Origin of the sequence: Olsenella sp. An188, assembly GCF_002160255.1 — a bacterium.
GTDB lineage: Bacteria > Actinomycetota > Coriobacteriia > Coriobacteriales > Atopobiaceae > Thermophilibacter > Thermophilibacter avistercoris.
Genome location: NZ_NFKF01000003.1, coordinates 121,648 through 143,539, shown reverse-complemented (window position 1 = coordinate 143,539; position 21,892 = coordinate 121,648). Strand labels below are relative to the sequence as shown.

Sequence of the window (21,892 nt, the reverse complement as noted above, 5' to 3'; positions counted from 1 at the left end):
GAGCGTACGAGGAAACGGAGCCCCATGCACGCCCTGCACGCACGCCTGCCGAAGAACTTTGTGCTCGAGGAGCGCCTCGAGCGCTACCGCGACGTCATCGAGCTCGCTCCCGAGCACTGGCGAGGTCGCTGGGCCGAGGCGTGCTGGCCCGGGATCGGGGCAGCCGGGCCGGACGTCCCCCGCTACCGGGAGGTGCGCCTCGACCTGGGCTGCGGCAAGGGCGCCTTTGCGGTCGAGGCGGCGCGGCACGAGCCCGACGTGCTGTTCGTCGCCATGGACTCCGAGCCGATCTGCGTGGCATACGCAGCGCAGCGCGTCCACGAGAGCGGCCTGACCAACGTCGTTGTCGTCCCCGGAACGGGCATGCGGGTGCGCGAGTTCTTCTCGCCGGGCGAGCTCGGGAGAATCTACCTCAACTTCCCCACGCCGTTCCCGCGCAAGCGCGACGCCGGCAAGAGAATGGCGAGCATGGAGCGGCTGATGGACTTCCGCGACGTCCTGGCGCAGGGTGCGGAGGTGAGGCTGCGCACGGACAGCCAGCCCCTCTTTGACTTCATGCTCACGCAGGTGCCCCTTGCCGGCTACGAGCTGCTGTGGGCAAGCCGAGACGCCCGCGCGGAGCGGCCTGACGAGCCGTCGAGCGAGTACGAGGAGCGGCTCGGGGCACAGGGCGCGCGCGTCCTGGCACTCTCGACGACGCCGGGGCCGGCCCCGAGGCGCGCCGTGCAGACCGCGGAGCTCTCGCTCGCGGCGTACCTCCCGCACGACCTGGAGTCTCTCGAGGCGCTCTCGTACGCTCCGCACGGCATGGAGGCGACCGTCACGAACCTGCGCAACCGCGCGCTCAGGACGGCGGCGCGCCGGGAGGGGCCGGCGGCGGATGCGTGAGCGCCCCCGGCGCGTTTGGGTAGTAAGGTAGTAGGTCCGAACACCCGCACGCCCAGCGCGCCACCATACTCCGAAAAGAGGCATCATGCCCAACATATCCGCAGGTAATCGCCTGTATCTGTATCGTCTTCTCTCAAATACGCTCGGCGTGGGGAAGCAGACGCTGCTGCCGCGCGCCGAGGAGGCCCTCACGGCCGACGGGCTCTGCCCGGAGGACCTGGGGTGCGCGGACATGCGCGAGCTCTGCGAGCAGCTCGGCGAGTTCGTCAAGCTCACCGTGTTCAAGAAGGGCTACGTCTATGCGACGGTGCTCGCCAACGAGGAGTACGACCGCGCGCTGGAGCGCGCCAAGACGGGCGCGGACAAGGCTGCGGCGAAGGGAAAGCCCTGGAAGCGGCGCGGCGCCAAGGCGCTCAAGCCGGTGAAGCCCCGCCACGTCGAGCGGCGGCCGGAGGCCGAGCCCGCGGCCGAGGCCGAGCCCGCGGCCGAGGCCGAGCCCGTCACGACGGACGAGACGGCGCCCGTTGAGGTCGCTCCCGTCGAGGTCGTGCCTGAACCTGCGCCCGCGCCCGAACCCGAGCCCAACCCTGCGCCCGAGACTGCGGAAGGGCAGGAGCCCGCACGAGCCGACGCAGAGCCCATGCCCGCGGCAAAGCCAGAGACGCAGGAAGACACGACCGAGGAGGCGGACGAGGCCGCGGGTGAGCCCGTGACGTCCGGGACGACCCCCTCCATCTCGCTCACCATCACCTACGTCCCCGAGCCTGCCGAGGTCCCCGAGGAAAGTCCCTCCGCAGCCGAGCCCACGCCCACACTCGGCTCGACCGTCGTCTCCCGCCCCCAGAGTGACCTGCCACAGGACTTCCACGCGGACGTGCGCTGCTCGAGCGAGCAGCTGAGCGTCCTCTACCAGGTGCTCCCGGCCGATGTCGACCCCATGGCCACGCTCGAGGAGGACTTCCGAACCGCACGTTCCACCGGCTCGATCGAGGGGACGCGCAGCAACGTCACCTTCTCCCTCCGCTACCTGCAGGCTGACGGGAAGACCCCCGTTCGCGTCACGCTTCGCCGCTCGGCCCGGCCCGTCGCGGGCAAGCGGTGGGCGCTCTCCGAGGTCGACGCCGGCGAGCCCGGCGAGGTGGGCCTCGACGGGCTGAGCCCGATGCCCTCCGGCCCCTGGTCGGCGTTCCTCTCCCCCTCCGGGGACGAGGCGGCCGACCCCGAGCGGGCCCTTGCCCAGACCGTCGCCCTCGGATCGTGGGACGAGGCGCTCGAGCGCCTCGCGGAGCTCGCCGCCCCCGAGCCCTGGGGGGAGGGGCGTCGCGTCCTACGCAGCTACCTCTCCATGACGTTTGCCCGCATCCAGGCCGAGGGGCTTCTCGCCGTCTCGCCCGATGGGTCCTCCGCGGACTTTGACACCGGCCTGCTCACCTCGGAGGGCGAGCCCGTGCACGCCAGCCTCGTCGCGGCGTCGGGAGACATTCCCTGGCAGCTCGCCGGCTTCTCCACCTCCGGGGCCGGCAAGCCTGCCCGCTACCTCGGTCCCGCAGCCCTCGCCACGCTCGACCCAAGCCTCCCCGCCCCGGAGTTCTCCGCGTCCGACGCCGTAGCCCGCAACCCGCGCATGGCCACCACCGCCTACGACCCCGTCTCCGACGAGACGCTCCTCCTTGTTCCGGACGGCAACGGGGCGCTCGCGTTCGCGCTGCGCCCGGAGGGCTACGTAGCAGTAGCGACGCTCTCGCTCGAGGACGCCTACTGCTGCGCGCGCGTCGTGAGCTCGGAGCAGCCCAGTTGGCTCGCCGCCGCATTGGAAGGCTAGCCCGACGGGCAGGCTCCCGGCCCCGGAGAGCCAGTCGCCGCGGCGCCCCTCGAGCCATGACCTCGGGGGGCGCTGTGCAATTCTGGCCTTCGGTCCATGATTTCAAGGGGTCGCAGCGCAATTTGGCCTTTCAGTCCATGCAAAATCGCCCCCAAACGTCATTATGATTTCATACTTAATATGATCAACTGGGAAAACGCTCCCCCCACTCCCTCTGGCACGCCAAATTGCATGGACTGAGAGCCCAAACTGCACAGCAGACGAGCAAAAACATGGCTCGAAGGCCCAAATTGCACACCTCTCGTATGTCAAGTCCGTCTCAACTTGCGCCATGCGGCGCGCGGGCGGCCCGCGACGTGATAACCTCGCCCCATCCAACGCGTGCGACCCGACCACAGGAGGCGTGCATGTCCAAGATTGCTATGAAGACCCCGCTCGTCGAGATGGACGGCGACGAGATGACCCGCATCATCTGGCAGATCATCAAGGACGAGCTCATCTGCCCGTACGTTGACCTCAAGACCGAGTACTACGACCTCGGCCTCGAGCACCGCGACGCCACGAACGACCAGGTCACCGTTGACTCCGCCGAGGCCACCAAACGCCTGGGCGTGGCCGTCAAGTGCGCCACCATCACCCCCAACGCCGCGCGCGTGGAGGAGTACGGCCTCAAGCAGATGTGGAAGAGCCCCAACGGCACCATCCGCGCGCTCCTGGACGGCACGGTCTTCCGCGCCCCCATCGTGGTCAAGGGCATCGAGCCCACGGTCACCACCTGGAAGCGCCCCATCACCATCGCGCGCCACGCCTACGGCGACGTCTACAAGAACGCCGAGATGCGCGTGGACGGCCCCGGCAAGGTGGAGCTCGTCTACACCGCGGCCGACGGCGCCGAGCGCCGCGAGCTCGTGCACGTCTTCGACGGCCCGGGCGTGGTCCAGGGCCAGCACAACCTCGACGCCTCCATCGAGAGCTTCGCGCGCAGCTGCTTCGAGTACGCGCTCTCCACCGGCCAGGACCTGTGGTTCGCCACCAAGGACACCATATCCAAGACCTACGACCACCGCTTCAAAGACGTCTTCGCGGACATCTACGAGGCCGAGTACCGCGAAAGGTTCGAGGCGGCGGGCATCGAGTACTTCTACACGCTGATCGACGACGCCGTGGCCCGCGTGGTCAAGTCCGAGGGCGGCTTCATCTGGGCCTGCAAGAACTACGACGGCGACGTCATGAGCGACATGCTCTCGAGCGCCTTCGGCAGCCTCGCCATGATGACCTCGGTGCTCGTGAGCCCGCACGGCTACTTCGAGTACGAGGCCGCGCACGGCACCGTCCAGCGCCACTACTACAAGCACCTGAAGGGCGAGCCCACCTCGACCAACTCGGTGGCCACGATCTTCGCCTGGACGGGCGCGCTGCGCAAGCGCGGCGAGCTCGACGAGCTGCCCGAGCTCGTGGACTTTGCCAACCGCCTGGAGGCGGCCACCGTCCACACCATCGAGGCCGGCAAGATGACCGGGGACCTCGCGCGCATCACCACGCTGCCCGACCCGCAGTCGCTCGGCACGCGCGAGTTCATCCTCGCCATCCGCGAGACCCTCGACGCCGAGGCAGCCGCCTAAGAGTCCCGCCCGGCGAGAAGAACCTCAGCGCGAGGGCGCCCGACCCCACGGCCGGGCGCCCTCGTCTTGCGCGCTACGCACTCGCGAGCGCTCGCCACTCGTCCTCGAGAATCGCCATGAGGACGTCGTCGCAGTAGCCCTCCTCGGGCCCCAGCCAGATCGCGTCGCGCTCCACGCCCTCGACCGTGAAGCCGGCCTTCTCGTAGACGCGCCGCGCACGGGGGTTGATCGAGAAGACGTCGAGCGAGAGGCGATGGAGCCCCGCCTCGCCGAAGGCGAAGTCCCTCGTGGCGCACGTGGCCCAGCTGCCCAGGCCGTGGTCGCGGCCGCCCACGTCGAAGAGGTAGATGCGGAAGTTGGCGTTTCTCGCCTCCCAGTCCACCTCGTTGATGACGGACTCCCCCACGATGCGGCCGTCGGGCGCCACGACGAGGAAGTCAAAGCGGTCGGGGTCGTCCACGCAGCGCAGGAAGAAGCTCGTGACCTCCTCGCGCGTATGCGGCACGCTCCCCGTGAGGCGCATCCCCTCCGGGTCGAGCGCGTCGAACGCCTCCCAGTACGCGTCCACGTCCTCGGCTGCCGCCGAGCGCAGGACGTAGCCGTCTCGCTCCCAAGTGGTCTCGACTCTCATGCGGTCTCCTCTCGCACGGGCCGGGGCGTCCCCCGCCCGTCAGATGTTTCCGACTAGCGCGTCCTTCACGATGGCCGCGCACTCGCGCAGCGCGGCCTGGGGCAGGTAGAGCGGGTTCGACGGCGCCGCCAGGCCGTGGGCGCCCGCGAGGCCGTTTCTCTCGGCAATGCGCAGGGCCCGGTAGAGGTGGAAGTCGTTGGTGACGATCGCCACCGCGGCGCCGGGCTCGACGAGCCCGGCGGAGTTGCGGACGTTCTCCGCGGTGGTGGTCGAGCGGTCCTCGCGCACGAGGCGGCCCTCGTCGAGACCGTGGGCGACGAGGTACTCCGCCATGGCGTCGGCCTCGGCGCGCACCTCGCCCGCGCCCTGGCCGCCCGAGACCAGACACGTCGTCTCGGGGTTGTCGTCCAGGTAGTCGAGCGCCGCGTCGAGCCGGTAGGTCAGCGCCTCGCTCGGCGTGCCGTCGGGCTGCAGGCCGGCGCCAAGCACGACCAGGTAGTCGAGGCCGGCAGGCGGCGTCGCCGAGGCGGCGCTCGCAACGAGGCCGCAGAGCGCGCACACGGCGAGAAGAACCACCGCAGAGCACCCGACGACAAGCCCGCGGACCCAGGCCGCGAGGCATGCCCAGCGAGACGTCCTTCTCGCCCAGCCAAGCGCCGCAAGCGCGGCGCCGAGCGCAATCCACACCAGGAAGAAGCCGCCAGCCGGGTAGAGCACGGCCATGAGCGCGCCGTAGGCGGCCGACGCCGCGCCAAGTGCGAAGAGCGCCACGCTGTCCTCCCTTCACCGCCGGTCGGGCAGGCAGGCCGCGGGCCCGGAGCCGCCCCGAGTCCGCTTCATTGTCGCACACGGAGAATGCGGTGCGCGTCGCCGCGTTCTGGCGCCCGGGAGCCGCCCCGAGGGGGACAATGCACAGAAGCGCAGACAGGAGGTGGACCATGCCCGTTGTCATTGCCGTCGCGGTCCCGCACCCGCCGGTCATCGTCGCCGGGGTAGGCCAGGGGCGCGAGAAGGACGCGCGCCGCACCGTCGAGGCCTACCGCGAGGCGACGCGGCGCATAGCCGAGCTCGAGCCCCAGACCATCGTCATCTCGAGCCCGCACACAGCCATGTACCTCGACTACCTGCACGTCTCCCCCGGCTCGGGCGCACGCGGCACGTTCGCGCGCTTCGGTGACGCCCGAGACGGCTCCCGGGTGACCTACGACGAGGAGCTGGTCCGCGAGCTGTGCCGCCTCGCCCGGGATGAGGGCCTGAGCGCCGGCACGCGGGGCGAGCGCGAGGCGTCGCTGGACTGGGGCACACTCGTCCCGCTGCACTTCATCGAGGGGGCCTACGAGGCCCGGCGGCGCGCGGGCGAGGAGGTCGCCCCGTACCGCGTGGTGCGCATGGGGATCTCTGGGCTCTCCCCGCGCGACCACTACCGCATGGGGCGGCTCGTGCAGCGCGCGGCGCAGGCCCTGGGCAGGCGCGTGGCCTACGTGGCCTCCGGTGACCTCTCCCACAAGCTCTCCGCAGACGGGCCGTACGGGTACGCGCCCGAGGGCCCCGTCTTCGACGAGCTCGCCTGCGCGGCGCTCGGGTCGGACGACCTTCTCAGCCTGCTCACGGCCGACCCGAGCCTGTGCGAGCGCGCGGCGGAGTGCGGCCTGCGCTCCTTCCAGATCATGGCGGGCGCGCTCGACCGCACCGCCGTCGACGCGGAGCTCCTCTCGTACGAGGGCCCCTTTGGCGTGGGGTACGGGGTCGCCGTCCTCACCCCGGCCGGCCCGGAGGGCGAGGACGCCTCGCGTGCGCTGGACGCGCGCTACGACGCCTGGCACAGGGAGGACATGAAGCGGCGCCGCAGCGAGGAGGACCCCCTCGTCCGGCTGGCGCGCGCCTCCCTCGAGCACCGCGTGCGCACGGGCAAGCGCATGGCTCCGCCGGACGGCCTCGGCGCCGGGCTCAGTTCCCGCCGCGCGGGCGCCTTTGTGTCAATCTCAAAGAACGGCCGGCTCAGGGGCTGCATCGGGACCATCGCCCCCGCACGTGGGAACCTCGCGGAGGAGATTATCGCCAACGCGGTCTCGGCAGGCCTCCACGACCCGCGCTTCTCGCCGGTCACGGAGCGGGAGCTGCCCGAGCTGGTCTACAAGGTGGACGTCCTCGGGGAGCCCGAGCCCGTGAACGGGCCGCAGGCACTCGACCCGCGACGCTACGGCGTCATCGTAAGCGCCCCGGACGGGCGGCGCGGCCTGCTGCTGCCCGACCTCGACGGGGTGGACACCGTGGATGAGCAGCTGCGCATTGCCGCAGGCAAGGGAGGCGTCGACCTCGGGGAGCCCGGCGTGCGCCTGATGCGCTTTCGCGTGGAGCGCCACTCGTGAGCGCGGGCGAGAAGGGCGCGGGAGAGAAGGGCGCGCCGGCCCCGGCGGTCGCCGTCTGCGCGAGCTGCCCGCGGCGCTGCCGCCTCGCCCCGGGCGCGCTTGGCGCCTGCCGGGCGCGGCGCAACGTGGGCGGTCGCGTGGTCCCGGAAGGCTACGGGCATCTGACCTCGCTCGCGCTCGACCCCGTTGAGAAGAAGCCGCTCGCGCGCTGGAGGCCGGGATCCTACGTGGTCTCCGTCGGAAGCTACGGCTGCAACCTCGCCTGCCCCTTCTGCCAGAACCACGACATCGCCCAGGCGGGGTCAGGCGACGTCGGCTGGCGCGAGGTGACGCCCGACGAGCTCGTCGAGATGGCGCTCGCGGCGCGCCGACGCGACCCGCGCGTCGTGGGCATCGCCCACACGTACAACGAGCCGCTGGTGGGCTGGGAGTACGTGCGGGACTGCGCCCGCCTCGCACGCGAGGCCGGGCTCGCCAACGTGCTCGTCTCCAACGGGTGCGCGTGCGACTCCGTGCTCGGAGAGCTCGCCGGCCTCGTCGACGCGGCCAACATCGACCTCAAGGGCTTCTCGGACGAGGTCTACCGGGCGTGCGGGGCGCCGGGGGGCGCCCTCGACTGCGTGCGGCACACGATCGAGACCCTGGCCGCCGACCCCGCCTGTCACCTCGAGGTGACCACGCTCGTGGTGCCCGGCCTGAGCGACTCGGAGGAGACGGTCGGCTCCATCGCCCGCTGGCTCGCGGGGCTGGGGGACGTCACCTACCACGTGACGCGCTTCTTCCCGCGCTGGCGCATGACGGACCGCGCGGCCACGCCCGTGAGCGACGTCTACCGCCTCGCCGAGGTGGCGCGGCGGAGTCTCCCCCACGTCTACGTGGGCAACTGCTAAGGGCGCCGTGAGACACCGGGGTCGGAGGGGGACGCCCCACCTCCGACCCCATCTGTCCCACGCCTCGCAGGCTTGACGTCAAGCCTGCGAGGCTAGGTGTCTACAGGGTGACGGTGACGAGGGCGTCGCGTGCGGCGGAAAGTGCGCCGGCCACAAGCTTGTCCACGTCCCCCGTCTCCTCCGCGGGAAAGACGAGCCCCATGAGCAGCGGGAAGTTCGTCCCCGTGACCAGGCGCACGTTGTCGCGCCCCATCCCGGTCAGCACAGACGCCTTAAACGGAGAGCCTCCCTGCACGTCCGTACAGATGACCGTCGGAACGTCCGGCGCCTCATCCACGAGCTCCGCCATGCGCTCTGCAAGTTCCTCGAAGCTGTCCCCCTCCTTGAAGTCCAGCGAGGCAACGCGCTCGTCGTCACCGCACAGCAGCCGCAGGGCCTCGTGCAAGCCACTGCCAAACCTGCCGTGCCCACACACCACAAACCTAGCGTCCACGCGCGCTCCTCTCGGCCCTCAGCTCGCGCACCTGGTCCATGAAGACGCGGGCGCGCTCGGGGTTTATCGGGTTTCTCATGTTGCCGTCCTTGACCCACGTGCCAACGCTCACGCCGTCGTACTCGGAGAGGATCTCCTTGACGTTTTCCCCCGTCGAGCCGCTGCTCAGGAAGATGGGCACCTCGTCTCCCAGGCGCGCCCGCACGGCGCGCACGAGCTCCATGCTCTCCGCGAGCGAGTGGCCGCCCACGAAGAGCCCGTCCGCAAAGGCGTTCATCACGGTGTCCCAGGCGTTGTCTACCACGGACTTGCCGCAGAGCTGCTCGTAGTGCACCTCCTGCACGTCCGCAAACACCGGCACCTTGGAGCCCAGGCGCTTCTTGAGCGCCAGCACGTCAACGCACTGCGCGTGCATGAGCCCGGCATAGCCAACCTCCACGGAGGTGTAGGTATGCTCCACGCGGATGAAGTCGCTGCCCGCCGCGTCTGCCACAGCAAGCGACGCCTCGCCGTCCCAGTTGACGAGAATGCCCTGGATGAGCTGGGGAAACGCTCGCCGCAGCTCAAGGGCCACCCTCGTCATGTACGCAATGGTCTCCACGTTGGCGCGCTGGAGCACCGGGGCGTCGTTGCGGTTCTGGATGATGTAGCCGTCAAACCCGTTGTCGGCAAGCATCTGCGCCTCGGCAAGTGCCCGCTCGACCACCTCGTCGATGCCCATCCCGTCGTTTCGGTACGACCCCGGCATCGGTTCCGGCTGGATCATCGCCAGCGCCACCGGAAAGCGGTCCCTTCCGACCATCAGATCTCCTCCCCCAGACTCCTGCCGTACTCGAGCGCAATCGGGAACAGCCCCGCGGACGGAATGACGCCCCGCTCACACACCACGGCGGTCACCAGCTCCCCAGGTACCGAGACGAGCTTCACCCCGGTGCAGTCCACGCGGTCCCTCAGCTCGCCCGGAACAACCTCGCCCAGGCGACGCGCGTAGTCAAACTCCATCGGGCGCAGCCTTCGCGTGCCACGCACCGCACGCAGGTCGAGCTTGAGCAGCGGCGTCAGCACGTAGAAGGGTTTTCCCAGATGGCGTGCCACCACGGCCAGGACGTCAGAGCCGATGGTGTTGAACGTCGTCCCGTCCGCGTAGATGGTCTCCGCCCCGATGAACGCAGCGTCGCAGGAGGCGAGCTCGTCCATCATGCACGTGTCCGGTATGAAGCGAACCGCATGGCCGGACTCCACCGCCCCGCGCAGGAACGGGGCCCCGCCGTCAAGCGCCCGGCTCTCAGGAATCGAGACGACCACGTCCGCGGGCAGGGCCCGGATGAACGCCTCCACCGTGGACGAGTAGTCAAAGCACATCACGTGCGAGAAGGGCGCGCAGGCGTTCACGGCAAACGACACGAGCTTCTCCACGTTGTGCGCGTTGTCCTCCTGGAACGAGTCGATGTCGCGCAACAGCCGTCCCGCAAACTCCCCTTCGTCCGTCACGCCCTCGGCAAACGACGCGGTCGTCATGACGCCCAGCGCGTTGTAGATCGCACGCGAGTTCTGCCCGCGCGTCCCCTTGTAGTAGTCCACCAGGTCTCCCACGCGCCCGCGCATCACGTCGAGCCCCTCGCCACGCGCGTGCTCGACCACGCTGCGCATCATTTGCTGCATGAGCCCAATCTGCGCGTTGGCCCCCAGCACGCGGCTCTGGTCGATGTCGTCGAAGAGCGAGACGACGTCTTCGGCGAGCAGCGCCCGCACCTCGTTTTTCTTCCTCATAGTCCCAGCAGCTCCTTTGCGTTCAGGCAGCGATGCCGCTCGATGAATTCGTCGTCAAGGCCGAGAAGGTCGAACGCATGGAGCGAGCAGTGCGTCGACTTGTGCGGGTAGTGCGTCCCAAAAAGGATCTTCTCGTGGTCGATGGCAGCAAGCGCCCTGCGGATGATGGGAAACTCGTACAGGCAGCTCGTCTCCACCCAGACGTTGTCGTACTCGGGGACCATCTTCACGCAGCCGTAGCCAAAGTCGGTGGTCCCCATGTGGAGCATCACGAACGGAAGGCCCGGGAAGCGTCGCGCGTAGAGCGCCCACTGCACGGGCATCGAGCGCGGGCCCCAGCCGGTGAAGCAGTTGACGACCATTCCGGCGTCTCTCGCCATCTCGAGGATGGGGTCGAGCCACACGCGCTGGGTCTCCGGGTAGTAGCTGTGCTCCATGCCGTCGAGCTCGATCGCGCGGAACGCACCCGACGCCACCACGCGCTCCATCTCCTCCCGGCAATCGCGCATCCGCGGGTTGATGACCGCCGAGCCCAGCAGGCGGTCGGGGTGCGCCTCGACTGCGCGCTGGACGGCCGCGTTCTGCTCGCGGACCGAGTAGCCGTCCAGCGCGGAGATCATGCGCACGTCGATGCCGTTGGCGTCCATGTCCTCCAGGCAGTCCTCAACAAGGTAGCGGTCCTCTTCCCTGCTCCAGGGGAGGTGCGCATGATAGTCGATGACCATTTCAGCTCCTTACGCCTGCTAGGCCAGGATTCCGGCCATGCTCCCGATGACGCCCAGGATCATGACGATGAACATGAGCGGGACGGGGCCGACCTTCTTCTTGTCGATGAGCCAGAAGCACACGAGCGTGAGAGCCAGCGGAAGCATGCTCGGCATCATCCCGTCGAGCGTCTCCTGCAGGGAGACCACCGTCTCCCCCGCGGAGTAGGTAACCGCGAGGTTCATGGCCACGAGGTTGGAGACAAAGCCTCCGATGACCACGCACGCGGCGATGGAGGCGTATTTGGTGAGCTTCTGGAGCAGGCCGCTACTCTGGATCTTGGCCACGAGAGAGACGCCCTGCTTGTAGCCGTACATGATTCCGAGGTAGCGCAGCACCTGGCCCACGCCCGCCATCACCACGAGGAACAGGATTGCGCCGAGCGGGCTGGTGTAGCCGCTCGCGGTGATGAGCGAGACGGCGAGGCCCGCCATGATCGGACGCAGCGTGCCGTGGTAGAGCGAGTCGCCGATGCCGGCGAACGGGCCCATGAGGGCAGACTTGATGGCTCCGATGGACGCCGGGTCGATATCGTGCCTCAGCGCGTTCTCCTCCTCCATGGCCGCCGTGATGCCCAGGACCAGGTGGGAGAGGTGCGCCTCGGTAAGGAAGAGCTCGGTGTGGCGACGGTACGCCTCGACCTTCTCCTCGTCGTTGTCATAGACCTTCTCAATCACGGGGATGAGCGAGAAGACGGTGCCGGGGGCCTCCTGCTTCTCGTAGTTGAAGCCGGAGACGAAGGCCTGGGAGTAGATGTAGAGCTTTAGGAGGTCCTTCTTGCTGAGCCGCCGCAGGGACTCGTCCTGCGCGGTGTTCACAGTTTCAGACATGGCTATGCCCTTCTGTCGCGTGTCGGTGGGATTGGTCAGCCTACGGCGACCTGCTCGTCGCGCTCGCGGTCGGAGTAGAAGGCGACGGCGACGCAGATGATGGCGAGTACGGTGATGCCGATGTTGCCGATGCCCAGGTAGCTGGCGAAGAAGAAGCCAATCAGGAAGAAGTACCACATCTTGGAGAAGTTGATCGACTTCATGAGCAGCGAGAGGCCGACGGCGCCGATCATGTTACCGCCCACGGCAAGGCCAGTTATAATCGACTGGGGGATCACGTTGATAATGCTCTGCACCAAATCCGCTCCAAAGTAGACCGCCAAGAATACCGGAAGAGCGAACAGGACGAAGTTGAACACGTTCGGGAGTACGAGGCAGTTCATCGTGATCCCCCTCAGGTCATGCCGCTCGACGGCAGCCTCGAGGCGGTGCCCCGTCCAGACGCACAGCACCATGTTGCGGAAGTACATGCCCATCTGGGCGAGAACCGCAAGCGGGAGCGCCGTGGCAAGCGCGACCTCGGTGGAGTTTGCGATGCACGCAAAGGCCGCGGCGAGGATCGTCGAGAAGGTCTCCTCGGGCGGCAGGGCCGTACCCACGAAGACCTGGCCCAGGAACATGAGCTCCACGATGCAGCCCACCTGAAGGCCAATCTCGAAGTTGCCCATGATGAGGCCAACGATGGGCCCGATCACCACGGGTCGGTACGTGAAGAACTGGGTGCAGTACTTGTCAAAGAACATGAGCCAGGTGACAAGCGTCAGCACCAGAGCCTGCACGAGCAGTCCAGAATCCATGGTCCTTCCCTTCTAAAGCGAGTTTTTTCTCAGCAGCTCATCGACGTCGATGGGCCGGTCCGCCGGGACGGCGCGAATCTCGAGCTCAATCCCCCTTTCCATCAGCTTCCTGAGATACGCCACGTCGTCCGGCTCCACGTAGATGAACGCGAGCAGGCGCTTGCGTCCCACCTCGGAGCGGGAGTTCGAGATGTTGCCCACGTTGACACTCTTGGGCGAGAAGCCCGCCTCGACAAGCTCGTAGGCAGCCTTGGGGTTTCGCACGATGAGCAGCACGTTCTGCTCGCTTTCGTCCCTGGCGAGAAGCTCGGCAGCGTCTGCGATCGTCAGGATGTCGAGCGAGATCCCTCCCGGCACCGTGAGCTTGAGCAGCATCTGCTGCGTTGGGTCCGCGGCAGCGCGGTCGTCGGCGACGACGATCCTCTTGGCCGCCGAGTCAGCGATCCACTGGGTGACGATCTGGCCGTGGATGAGCCGGTCATCAATACGGAAGTTGGTGACGTTCATGGTTCTCCCTTTCTGACTGGTTTCTCTGCTGCCGGCGCTAGGCGTTGGGCGTGTCCCAGATGCGCTGCGCGTTGCGCCAGAACACGTTCTCCAGCTCCTCGTCCGAGAGGCCGAGCTCCAAGATCTTGTCGACCTCGATGTTGGTGGGCTTGTAGGGCCAGTCCGTTCCAAAGACCACGCGCTCGCTGCCAAGCACGCGCACGGCCTCACGCAAGATGTCCATCTCCTCGTTTGCGCTCGTCTCGACGGAGAAGTTGGGTATGTCGCGGACGAGCTCGATGCAGGTGGTACCAAACTCGCGCCCGCAGACGTGCGTGAAGACGAAGTCGATCTCGGGGTGCTTGCGGGCGAAGAGCGTCCAGACGTATGGCGTGCAGAGCGGGGATGCCCCACCGTGGATCTGGATGTGCACGCCGTAACGCGCGATCGCGTCCACGACGCCCTCGAGCTGCGGGCAGTTCTCGACGTTGTAGCCGTGCTTCCAGCTCATGAACTTGACGCCGTTCATACGCAGGTCACCGAGGGTGCGGTCGATCTCGTCGTAGGCGAGCGGGTCCTTCGGGTCGATGTCCGCGTAGCCCACCACGAAGTCGGGGCGCTCCCGCATGGCCGCCGCGATCACGTCGTTGTTCTCGCGCATGCTGTTCTGGGACAGCGAGACGATGCCGACTTTCTCGATGCCGTAAGCCGAGAGCTGCTCGACCATCTGAGAGCAGCTGTTGTCGTCGCCGCTGCGCGTCTTGCCAAGATGCGAGTGGAAGTCAAAGCGCCTCACCTTTGGATGCCTCCCGTCACGTTGACGATGTGGATGGAGTACTTGTACTGGTCGCCGAGGTAGGAGTTCTCGGAGAACTCGATTGGGTTCATGCGGGCGTCGTAGGTCACGCGCTCCTTGTAGACCACGGCGCAGTACTGCTCGTCTATGAAGAGGTAGCGCCGGAGCTCCGCGGTCGCCAGGCGCGCCTCCACGGTCTCGTCCGCGCTTCCCAAGACGATGCCGTGCTCCTCGAGGAAGGAGTAGAGGCTCGTGTCCTCACCGAAGTCCTCCGGCGATATCTCGAAGCCGAGGTCCGTGCGGACGTAGGACTTGTGGAGAGCGACGATGCGCCCGTTGAGCAGGCGCAGACGGATGAGCGCGTAGACCTCGTCGTTTGCCGAGATGCCGAGCTTCTCGGCCACGTGCACGCCGGCGAGCATGCGCTCGACGCTTAGGACGATGGAGCCGGGTCGGTCGCCGCGCGCGATGGCGTCGCCCGAGAACGAGTTGAACACCGTGAGGGGGCGGTCGAGCCGCATGCGCAAGACGATGGAGCCCTTGCCCTTGCGCTTCTCGATGTAGCCGTCGTTCTCTAGGTCAGAGAGGGCGCGCCGAACAGTGATGCGAGAGACGCCAAACTCGCGGATCATCTCGTTCTCGCTGGGGAGGGTCTCCCCCACCTGGTAGGTGCCGTCGACGATCCTCTCCTTGAGAACGCTGTAGAGCTGGTAGTAGAGGGGCTCTTCCGACGTCTTGTCGATGGGACTGCCCGTCATGCTCGCCTCCTCCTTTCGTGTCTCGCGCGATGCGCGGCATTGCGCTCCTCCCCGCTCCGCCGCGCATCTTGTTATGACACATTTATAAAACAACGATGGCTTATTATAATAGCCTTAGTCGGCGAAAGGACCCATATGAGCCAGTCAGCGTTTCTCATCGCGGTTGTGAGCCTCCAGAACCTGGGCTTCAACCTCGTGCACCCGGTCACCCCCACCTTCATCGCGGAGATGGGAATGCAGGACTGGATCTTTGGCGTGTCATACGCAGCGATGGCCCTCACGAGCTTCCTGTTCTCAAAGGAGGCCGGCGAGCTCTGCGTGCGCTTTGAGAGCAAGGGCGTCTTTGCCGTGGGCTGCCTTGGCTACGCGGCGATGCAGCTGATGTTTCTCGCGTCAACCAACGAGGCCCAGGTAATCCTCTGGCGTCTTCTGAGCGGCTTCTTCGTTGCCATGATTAACGTGGCGTCGCTCGTCTATCTCGTGAGGTCCTCGCCTGACGAGAAGCGCGCGCGGAACCTCACCTATCTGGCCACCGCGACCGCGGTCACCACGGCGCTGGGCTACACGGCGGGCGGGATCATCGGCGACGCTGGCTACGTGCGGTCGTTCTTCGCGCAGACGGGCGTACTCGCCGTCGCGGGGCTCGCCCTCGCGCTGCTTGGAAGCGCGTACGGAACCGAGCGCGTTGGACTCGGCCGGCTTCTACGCGACGGGAACCCCCTCAAGCTCGGCTCCGCGGACTTCCGGGTGCGGCATCGTGTGGTGGCGTTTCTCGCCGTGGTGCTGGTGTCAATGAGCGCGCTCACCATATACGAGCAGTCGCTCAACTACTACCTCAAGGACATGCTCGACTTCACGCCTGCCGACATCGGCTACCTGAAGGGGTCGATCGGCGTGGTGACGCTCGTGGCAAACCAGCTCATCGCCCTGCGCCTCATGCGGAGGGGACGCCTGCTGCGCAGCATCGGCGTGGTCTTCATGCTGGCGTGCGCTACGAGCCTCGCGTTCACGATCGCTGGGTCGGGGCCGGCGTTCGTGGCGGGCAACCTCGTCTTTACTGTCTTCAACGCCATGCACCTGCCGCTCGTGCAGGAGCTCGTGACCTCAGCGAGCCCGGAGCACCAGGGCGAGCTCGTGAGCCTGTACAACGAGATGCGCTCGGTCGGCTGGGTCGTGGGCGGACTTGCTGCGGGAATCGCGTACGCCGCGTGGCCGCAACTGCCCTTCATCATCACGTGCGCGCTTTTTGGCTTGCTTGCGGCGATGTGTCTCTACGGCGATCGCTTACAGCGGCGCTTCCCCCAGTGAGACACCGGGGTCGGAGGTGGGACACCCTACCTCCGACCCCATCTGTCCCACGCCTCGCAGGCTTGACGTCAAGCCTACGAGGGAAAAGGTTAGTCGCGGCCGTTCCAGCAGTAGGTGCAGACCTTCTTGCGGTCGATGCCGATGGCCTCGAGCATGCCGTCGAGGCTCTGGTACTCCAGCGAGTCGAAGCCCATCTCCTCGCAGATGGAGCGAAGCAGGCAGCGGCCGCGCTCGGTCGTGCCGTCGGCGTACTCGTCGAGGTGCTTCTCTCCCTCGTCGCCCTCGAGCTCGCGGACCTTGCGGCGAGCGATGAGCTCGTACTCGGAGCGGCTGCGGGAGAACGAGAGGAACTTGCAGCCGTACATGATCGGCGGGCAGGCCGAGCGCATGTGGACCTCGGAGGCGCCGGTGTCGCGCAGGAAGTCGATCGTCTCGCGCATCTGGGTGCCGCGGACGATGGAGTCGTCCACGAGCAGCAGGCGCTTGTCACGGATGAGCTCGGGCACCGGAATCTGCTTCATCTTGGCCACGCGGTTGCGGACCTCCTGGTTGGCGGGCATGAAGGAGCGCGGCCAGGTGGGCGTGTACTTGACGAAGGGGCGTGCGAGCGGCACGCCGGACTCGGTGGCGTAGCCGATTCCGTGCGGCAGGCCGCTGTCGGGCATGCCGGCAACGTAGTCGACCTCGGGCAGGAGCCCGCGCTCGCGCTCGGTGCGCGCCATGACCTGACCGTTGCGGTAGCGCATGCACTCCACGTTGACGCCCTCGTAGGTGGAGTTGGGATAGCCGTAGTAGACCCAGAGGAACGCACAGATGCGCATCTCGTCGCGGGGGGCGGAGAGCGTCTCGTAGCCGTCCGCCGTGATGCGCACGATCTCCGCCGAGCCGAGCTCGTGCTCGTCGACGTAGCCGAGCTTGCCGTACGCGAAGGACTCGAAGGTCACGCAGTAGCCGTCGTCGTCGCGGCCGATGAGGACGGGCAGGCGGCCCATCTTGTCGCGCGCGGCGATGAGCTCGCCCGACTCGGTCATGATGAGCAGCGTGAGCGAGCCCTCGATCTGGTCCTGCGCGTAGCGGATGCCCTCGACGATGCTGCCCTGCGTGTTCACGAGCGCGGCCACGAGCTCGTTGACGTTGACGCCGCCCGACCCCATCGCGGTGAACTGGTGGCCCTGCTCCTCGAAGCGAGCCACGAGCTCGTCCATGTTGCCGATGGCACCCACCGTCGAGATGGCGTAGACGCCCAGGTGGGAGCGGACAAGCAGGGGCTGCGGGTCATTGTCGGAGATGCAGCCCATGGCGCAGGTGCCCGAGAGCGCGGGGAGGTCGTGCTCGAACTTGGTGCGGAAGGGGGTGTTCTCGATCGAGTGGATCTGGCGGTTGAAGCCGCCGCCCTCGCGGCAGCTCACCATGCCCGCCCGGCGGGTTCCGAGGTGAGAGTGGTAGTCCACGCCAAAGAACACGTCAAGTGCAACGTCACGGTGCGAGACCGCGCCAAAGAACGCTCCCATGCAACCTCCTCGCTCGTGCGGTGGGCGTCCCCGTACGACCAGCCGCGCCACTATCACGAAAAGTATAACCGCGCGCCCGCCGCGCTCGGACGCGGGCGGGAAAAGTGCGCAAGCCGACGTTCTTCTCGCCGTCTCGGTCTAGGGAAAGTTAGAACGGGTATACTTAGGACATGAAAGTTAGCCAACTCAAACAGAAAGGCCTGCCATGAGCAAGATTACCAAGGTGTACGGTCGCGAGGTCCTGGACTCCCGCGGCAACCCCACCGTCGAGGTCGAGGTCACGCTCGAAGACGGCTCCTTCGGCCGCGCCATCGTGCCCTCCGGGGCGTCCACCGGCGAGTTCGAGGCCGTCGAGCTTCGCGACGGCGAGAAGGACCGCTACATGGGCAAGGGCGTCACCCAGGCCGTCGCCCACGTCAACGACGAGCTTGCCGCGGTCCTCGTGGGCCGCGACGCCACTGACCAGCGCGGCGCCGACGCCGCGATGATCGCCGCGGACGGAACCCCCAACAAGGGCCGCCTGGGTGCCAACGCGATCCTGGGATGCTCGCTGGCGATCGCGCGCGCCGCGGCCGCCTCGTCCGGCCTGCCGCTCTACGCCTACCTCGGCGGGGCGGGTGCCCACACCCTGCCCGTCCCGATGATGAACATCCTGAACGGCGGCGTCCACGCCGACAACAACGTCGACTTCCAGGAGTTCATGATCATGCCGGTCGGAGCGCCCGACTTCGCCACCGGCCTTCGCTGGTGCACGCAGGTCTACCACACCCTCAAGGACACCCTCAAGGGGGCCGGCCTCTCCACCGGCGTGGGAGACGAGGGCGGCTTTGCCCCGGACCTCAAGACAAACGCCGAGCCGTTCGTCTACCTGATGGAGGCCGTGCGTGCCGCGGGCTTTGAGCCGGGGAGGGACTTCATGTTTGCCATGGACCCCGCCACCTCCGAGCTCTACAACAAGGAGACTGGCGCCTACGAGCTCAAGGGCGAGGGCCGCACGCTCACGTCGGACGAGATGGTCGACTACTGGGCCGAGCTCGTGGAGCGGTACCCGATCGTCTCCATCGAGGACGGCCTGGCCGAGGAGGACTGGGATGGCTGGGTCAAGCTCACCGAGCGCCTGGGCAAGAAGGTCCAGCTCGTGGGCGACGACCTCTTTGTCACCAACACGGCACGCCTCAAGAGGGGCATCGAGGTCGGCGCCGGCAACGCCATCCTCATCAAGGTCAACCAGATCGGCACCCTCACCGAGACGCTCGACGCGATCGAGACCGCAAAGCGCGCGGGATACACCGCCGTGGTGAGCCACCGCTCCGGCGAGACGGAGGACACCACGATCGCAGACCTCGCGGTTGCCACCAACGCCGGCCAGATCAAAACCGGTGCCCCGGCCCGCACCGACCGCGTGGCCAAGTACAACCAGCTCCTGCGCATCGAGGACGAGCTGGGCGCCTCCGCCGAGTATCTGGGCAAGGACGCCTTCTACAACCTCGCGTGACGCACGCGCGGGCTCAGCCTGGCGCCCCGAGGCCGTCTCGGCTCGTTGCCGAGACGGCCTTTTTGCGCAAAAGAGGCCTTCGATCCATGAAACCCACGTCTCGCTGTGCAGTTTTGCCCTTCGGTCCATGAACTGACGAGACCTGACACGCCGGCAGCCTCTCGCCAACTGGGGTTTATCATTTTATTAGCAAATACTTCGAACTGGTTCCACGGCCTAGGGGTGAATTTGCATGGACCGAAAGGTCAAATTGCACCGCAGACCCCGGAAAACATGGCTCGAAGGCCGATATTACACACGATGATGCCGTTCCAGAACATAAGATATGCTTTGCGACATCGAGCAGACACCGAAGGAGGCATCGTGGCGGTCGAAAAGTGCGTGCTGGTTGGACAGTCGGGCGGACCCACGGCGGCCATCAACGCGAGCCTGGCGGGCGTAATCGCCGCAGGCATCCTCGAAGGCGCGCGCGTCGAGGGCATGCGCTACGGAATCCAGGGGTTCCTCGACGGGCGCTCCGTCCGACTCGACGAGGCCTTCGGAAGCCGCGTTGACCTCGACCTTCTGTGCAACACCCCCGCCAGCTGGCTTGGAAGCTGCCGCTTCAAGCTGCCCTCCCCCACCGAAGGCCATGACGTCTACGAACGGCTCTTCAGGCGCTTCGACGAGGTGGGGGCGTCCGCCGTCCTCTACATCGGCGGCAACGACTCCATGGACACCATCGCCAAGCTCGCCTCGTACGGACAGCAGACCGGCAGCGACATCCGCTTCGTCGGCGTGCCCAAGACCATCGACAACGACCTCGTCGGGACCGACCACACGCCTGGCTACGGCAGCGCCGCCCGCTTCGTCGCGACCGCGATGAACGAGCTCGCGTACGACGCGGACGTCTACAACCTCAAGAGCGTGACCTTCGTCGAGATCATGGGCCGCGACGCAGGCTGGCTCACCGCATCCTGCGCGCTCGCGCTCGTCGAGCCGGACGTCGTGCTGCTCCCGGAGGTCCCCCTCAACGAGGACGCGCTCATGGAGCGCCTCGGCTCGCTTCTTGCCGAGAAGAACACGGTGATGGTGGGCGTGAGCGAGGGCGTGCGTGACGCATCCGGCCAGCTCGTCTGCGAGCGCGCCGCGGCGCCGGGCGTGGGCACGGACGAGTTCGGGCACCTCGCGACGCTCTCGGGCGCGAGCCGTTACCTGGCGGCGCTCGCGAAGGACCGGCTGGGCTGCAAGACGCGCGCCGTCGAGCTCTCCACGCTCCAGCGCTGCGCCAGCTACGTCGCGAGCCAGACCGACCTCAACGAGGCCTATGACCTGGGGTACGCAGCGGTCGAGGCTGCCTTTGCCGGGGAGACCGCCAAGATGTGCGCACTCGAGCGCGTCTCGGACTCCCCCTACGAGGTCCGCACCAAGCTCGTCGACGTGCTCGCCGTGGCCAACCAGGTACGAAACGTGCCCAGCGAGTGGATCTCCGCGGACGGAATGGGAGTCGGAGAGGGCCTTCGCACCTACATGCGCCCGCTCGTGGGCGAGCTGCCGGCCCAGCTCGCGCAGCTGGACTAGCCCCGCGCTCGCCAAGGCCGAGCCCGAGGCCCCTCAGCGCTCCCGCAGGTGCATGCAGGTCTGCGTGACGCGCGCCACCGGCGTGCCCAGCTCGTCGGTCACGAGGCAGTTGTAGAAGGCCAGCGTGCGGCCGTTCTTGTCCACGTCGGCCGTGGCGATGAGCCTCTCCCCGCGCGCCGCGCTCATGAACTCGATCGAGCTCGCCACGGAGACGGTCACGGCCTCGCCCACGTTGGACGCAACGGCAAAGGCGAGGTCCGCAACCGTGAAGATGGCGCCGCCCATCACGCCGCCCTTCTCGTTGCGATGCCCCGGCGTGATGTCAAACTCGCAGACCGCATGCCCGCGCGCAGCCTCGACGACGCGACAGCCGCACGCGTCGGTGGCAAAGTGGTCGTTCCTAAAGACCGCCCGCACCTCCTCGAGGGAGGCGTTCTCGTCTATCAGGGCCATTCGTCCTCCTTTACCTTGACGCCAAGAAGCCCGACGAGCTGCGCGGCCTGCTCGACGCTCACCGTGGCGCCGCGCAGCTCGTGAAAGTCACTCGAGACGCGGATGCCCGCGATCTCGCAGGTGGAGAGGTCGATCCCGGCAAGACTCGAGCGAAAGACCGTCGCGCGCGTGAGGTCACAGCGCTCGAGCGTCGCACGGCGCAGCCTCGTTCCGTAGACGTTGGCCTCGACGAGGCTGGTCTCGCGCGCCACCAGCCGGTCGACCGTGGCCTCAGAGAGATCGCAGTACCCCATCTGGCTGTCCGTCATGGACACCCCGGTGAGGCGCCCCTTGAGAAACGTCAGCCCAGGCGCCGAGCAGCTGCGAAAGTCGCAGCGGTTGAGCCAACAGCGCCCCATGTCACAGCCCACGAACCGACAGCCGGAAAAGACCACGTCCGTGAACGTGCAGCCGGAGAGGTTCACGCGATCGAACGTGCAGCTCCGAAACACCACGTTCTCAAAGGCCGTCCCGTCCGCGGAGACGCCCTCCAGCTCGAGGGAGGACACGGACGTGTTCTCCACCCGCGCGTCCGGCGCCTTGAGCGCGGCGAGAAGAACCTCCCCACTCACATGCTCTCCCAGGTCGGGCGTCACCTGGGCGAACCCC

At 67.4% G+C, this 21,892-nt stretch carries 22 protein-coding genes; 8 read left to right on the top strand and 14 right to left on the bottom strand.

Annotated features, from left to right (window positions below; translation table 11 throughout):
* Positions 1-24 precede the first annotated feature (24 nt).
* The 3 genes from trmB (at position 25) to B5F23_RS04720 (ending at position 4,332) form a co-directional block, all read left to right on the top strand.
* Complete coding sequence (gene trmB / locus B5F23_RS04730) at positions 25-888, top strand: tRNA (guanine(46)-N(7))-methyltransferase TrmB (protein WP_087352292.1); 864 nt, start codon at positions 25-27, stop codon at positions 886-888.
* Between the two features lie 85 nt (positions 889-973).
* The gene (locus B5F23_RS04725) at positions 974-2,710 is read left to right on the top strand and encodes a DUF3825 domain-containing protein (RefSeq protein WP_143786355.1); all 1,737 of its coding nucleotides are present in this window, start codon (positions 974-976) and stop codon (positions 2,708-2,710) included.
* Between the two features lie 407 nt (positions 2,711-3,117).
* A complete protein-coding gene (locus B5F23_RS04720) occupies positions 3,118-4,332 on the top strand; it encodes an NADP-dependent isocitrate dehydrogenase (RefSeq protein WP_087352289.1) in 1,215 nt (404 codons plus the stop codon).
* Between the two features lie 73 nt (positions 4,333-4,405).
* On the opposite strand, the gene B5F23_RS04715 is transcribed toward B5F23_RS04720, so the two are convergent.
* Both B5F23_RS04715 and B5F23_RS04710 read right to left on the bottom strand, forming a co-directional pair.
* Positions 4,406-4,963 carry a GNAT family N-acetyltransferase gene (locus tag B5F23_RS04715; RefSeq protein WP_087352287.1) on the bottom strand — a complete coding sequence of 186 codons (558 nt, stop codon included), beginning with the start codon at positions 4,961-4,963 and terminating at the stop codon, positions 4,406-4,408.
* 39 nt (positions 4,964-5,002) lie between these two features.
* The gene (locus B5F23_RS04710; RefSeq protein ID WP_087352286.1) at positions 5,003-5,734 is read right to left on the bottom strand and encodes a YdcF family protein; all 732 of its coding nucleotides are present in this window, start codon (positions 5,732-5,734) and stop codon (positions 5,003-5,005) included.
* 167 nt (positions 5,735-5,901) lie between these two features.
* On the opposite strand from B5F23_RS04710, the gene amrA reads away from it, so the two are divergent.
* Entirely contained in the window at positions 5,902-7,332 is a 1,431-nt protein-coding gene (gene amrA, locus B5F23_RS04705) for an AmmeMemoRadiSam system protein A (RefSeq protein WP_087352283.1), read from the top strand.
* Positions 7,329-8,222, top strand: coding sequence for an AmmeMemoRadiSam system radical SAM enzyme (gene amrS, locus B5F23_RS04700; protein ID WP_087352281.1), 894 nt, complete (start codon positions 7,329-7,331; stop codon positions 8,220-8,222). The genes amrA and amrS overlap by 4 nt, the downstream gene beginning before the upstream one ends.
* A gap of 100 nt (positions 8,223-8,322) precedes the next feature.
* Here the strand turns inward: amrS and B5F23_RS04695 are convergent, their stop codons facing one another.
* From B5F23_RS04695 to B5F23_RS04655, 9 genes are read right to left on the bottom strand one after another with little or no spacing between them, the layout of a single operon-like run.
* Positions 8,323-8,715, bottom strand: a complete 393-nt coding sequence (locus tag B5F23_RS04695; protein ID WP_087352279.1) for a PTS sugar transporter subunit IIA — start codon at positions 8,713-8,715, stop codon at positions 8,323-8,325.
* Positions 8,705-9,517 carry a BtpA/SgcQ family protein gene (locus B5F23_RS04690; protein WP_087352277.1) on the bottom strand — a complete coding sequence of 271 codons (813 nt, stop codon included), beginning with the start codon at positions 9,515-9,517 and terminating at the stop codon, positions 8,705-8,707. Before B5F23_RS04690 ends, B5F23_RS04695 begins: the two co-directional genes overlap by 11 nt.
* Positions 9,517-10,485 carry a hypothetical protein gene (locus tag B5F23_RS04685; RefSeq protein ID WP_087352275.1) on the bottom strand — a complete coding sequence of 323 codons (969 nt, stop codon included), beginning with the start codon at positions 10,483-10,485 and terminating at the stop codon, positions 9,517-9,519. The genes B5F23_RS04690 and B5F23_RS04685 overlap by 1 nt, the downstream gene beginning before the upstream one ends.
* Positions 10,482-11,210, bottom strand: coding sequence for an amidohydrolase family protein (locus B5F23_RS04680; RefSeq protein WP_087352273.1), 729 nt, complete (start codon positions 11,208-11,210; stop codon positions 10,482-10,484). The genes B5F23_RS04685 and B5F23_RS04680 overlap by 4 nt, the downstream gene beginning before the upstream one ends.
* 18 nt (positions 11,211-11,228) lie before the next feature.
* The gene (locus tag B5F23_RS04675; protein WP_087352271.1) at positions 11,229-12,080 is read right to left on the bottom strand and encodes a PTS system mannose/fructose/sorbose family transporter subunit IID; all 852 of its coding nucleotides are present in this window, start codon (positions 12,078-12,080) and stop codon (positions 11,229-11,231) included.
* 35 nt (positions 12,081-12,115) lie between these two features.
* A complete protein-coding gene (locus tag B5F23_RS04670) occupies positions 12,116-12,877 on the bottom strand; it encodes a PTS mannose/fructose/sorbose/N-acetylgalactosamine transporter subunit IIC (protein ID WP_087352270.1) in 762 nt (253 codons plus the stop codon).
* Positions 12,878-12,889: 12 nt separating this feature from the next.
* Entirely contained in the window at positions 12,890-13,384 is a 495-nt protein-coding gene (locus tag B5F23_RS04665) for a PTS system mannose/fructose/N-acetylgalactosamine-transporter subunit IIB (protein ID WP_087352268.1), read from the bottom strand.
* A 37-nt stretch (positions 13,385-13,421) separates the two neighbouring features.
* A complete protein-coding gene (locus B5F23_RS04660; RefSeq protein WP_087352267.1) occupies positions 13,422-14,159 on the bottom strand; it encodes an amidohydrolase family protein in 738 nt (245 codons plus the stop codon).
* Positions 14,156-14,917 (bottom strand): GntR family transcriptional regulator, encoded by a 762-nt coding sequence (locus B5F23_RS04655; protein ID WP_087352265.1) that lies wholly within the window; start codon positions 14,915-14,917, stop codon positions 14,156-14,158. Before B5F23_RS04655 ends, B5F23_RS04660 begins: the two co-directional genes overlap by 4 nt.
* A gap of 135 nt (positions 14,918-15,052) precedes the next feature.
* Here B5F23_RS04655 and B5F23_RS04650 point away from each other — a divergent pair, with 135 nt between their 5' ends.
* Complete coding sequence (locus B5F23_RS04650; RefSeq protein ID WP_087352263.1) at positions 15,053-16,225, top strand: MFS transporter; 1,173 nt, start codon at positions 15,053-15,055, stop codon at positions 16,223-16,225.
* An 89-nt stretch (positions 16,226-16,314) separates the two neighbouring features.
* Here the strand turns inward: B5F23_RS04650 and B5F23_RS04645 are convergent, their stop codons facing one another.
* Positions 16,315-17,736 carry an amidophosphoribosyltransferase gene (locus B5F23_RS04645; RefSeq protein ID WP_087352261.1) on the bottom strand — a complete coding sequence of 474 codons (1,422 nt, stop codon included), beginning with the start codon at positions 17,734-17,736 and terminating at the stop codon, positions 16,315-16,317.
* A 205-nt stretch (positions 17,737-17,941) separates the two neighbouring features.
* Between B5F23_RS04645 and eno the strand changes: the two genes are divergently transcribed.
* Positions 17,942-19,231 carry a phosphopyruvate hydratase gene (gene eno, locus B5F23_RS04640; protein ID WP_087352259.1) on the top strand — a complete coding sequence of 430 codons (1,290 nt, stop codon included), beginning with the start codon at positions 17,942-17,944 and terminating at the stop codon, positions 19,229-19,231.
* Positions 19,232-19,594: 363 nt separating this feature from the next.
* On the top strand, positions 19,595-20,791 hold the full coding sequence (locus B5F23_RS04635) for a diphosphate--fructose-6-phosphate 1-phosphotransferase (RefSeq protein WP_241145800.1): 1,197 nt from the start codon (positions 19,595-19,597) through the stop codon (positions 20,789-20,791).
* Between the two features lie 33 nt (positions 20,792-20,824).
* On the opposite strand, the gene B5F23_RS04630 is transcribed toward B5F23_RS04635, so the two are convergent.
* Together B5F23_RS04630 and B5F23_RS04625 are read right to left on the bottom strand one after the other, a co-directional pair.
* Positions 20,825-21,244, bottom strand: coding sequence for a PaaI family thioesterase (locus tag B5F23_RS04630; protein ID WP_206392253.1), 420 nt, complete (start codon positions 21,242-21,244; stop codon positions 20,825-20,827).
* Complete coding sequence (locus tag B5F23_RS04625; RefSeq protein ID WP_241145799.1) at positions 21,235-21,855, bottom strand: pentapeptide repeat-containing protein; 621 nt, start codon at positions 21,853-21,855, stop codon at positions 21,235-21,237. Before B5F23_RS04625 ends, B5F23_RS04630 begins: the two co-directional genes overlap by 10 nt.
* Positions 21,856-21,892: the final 37 nt, after the last annotated feature.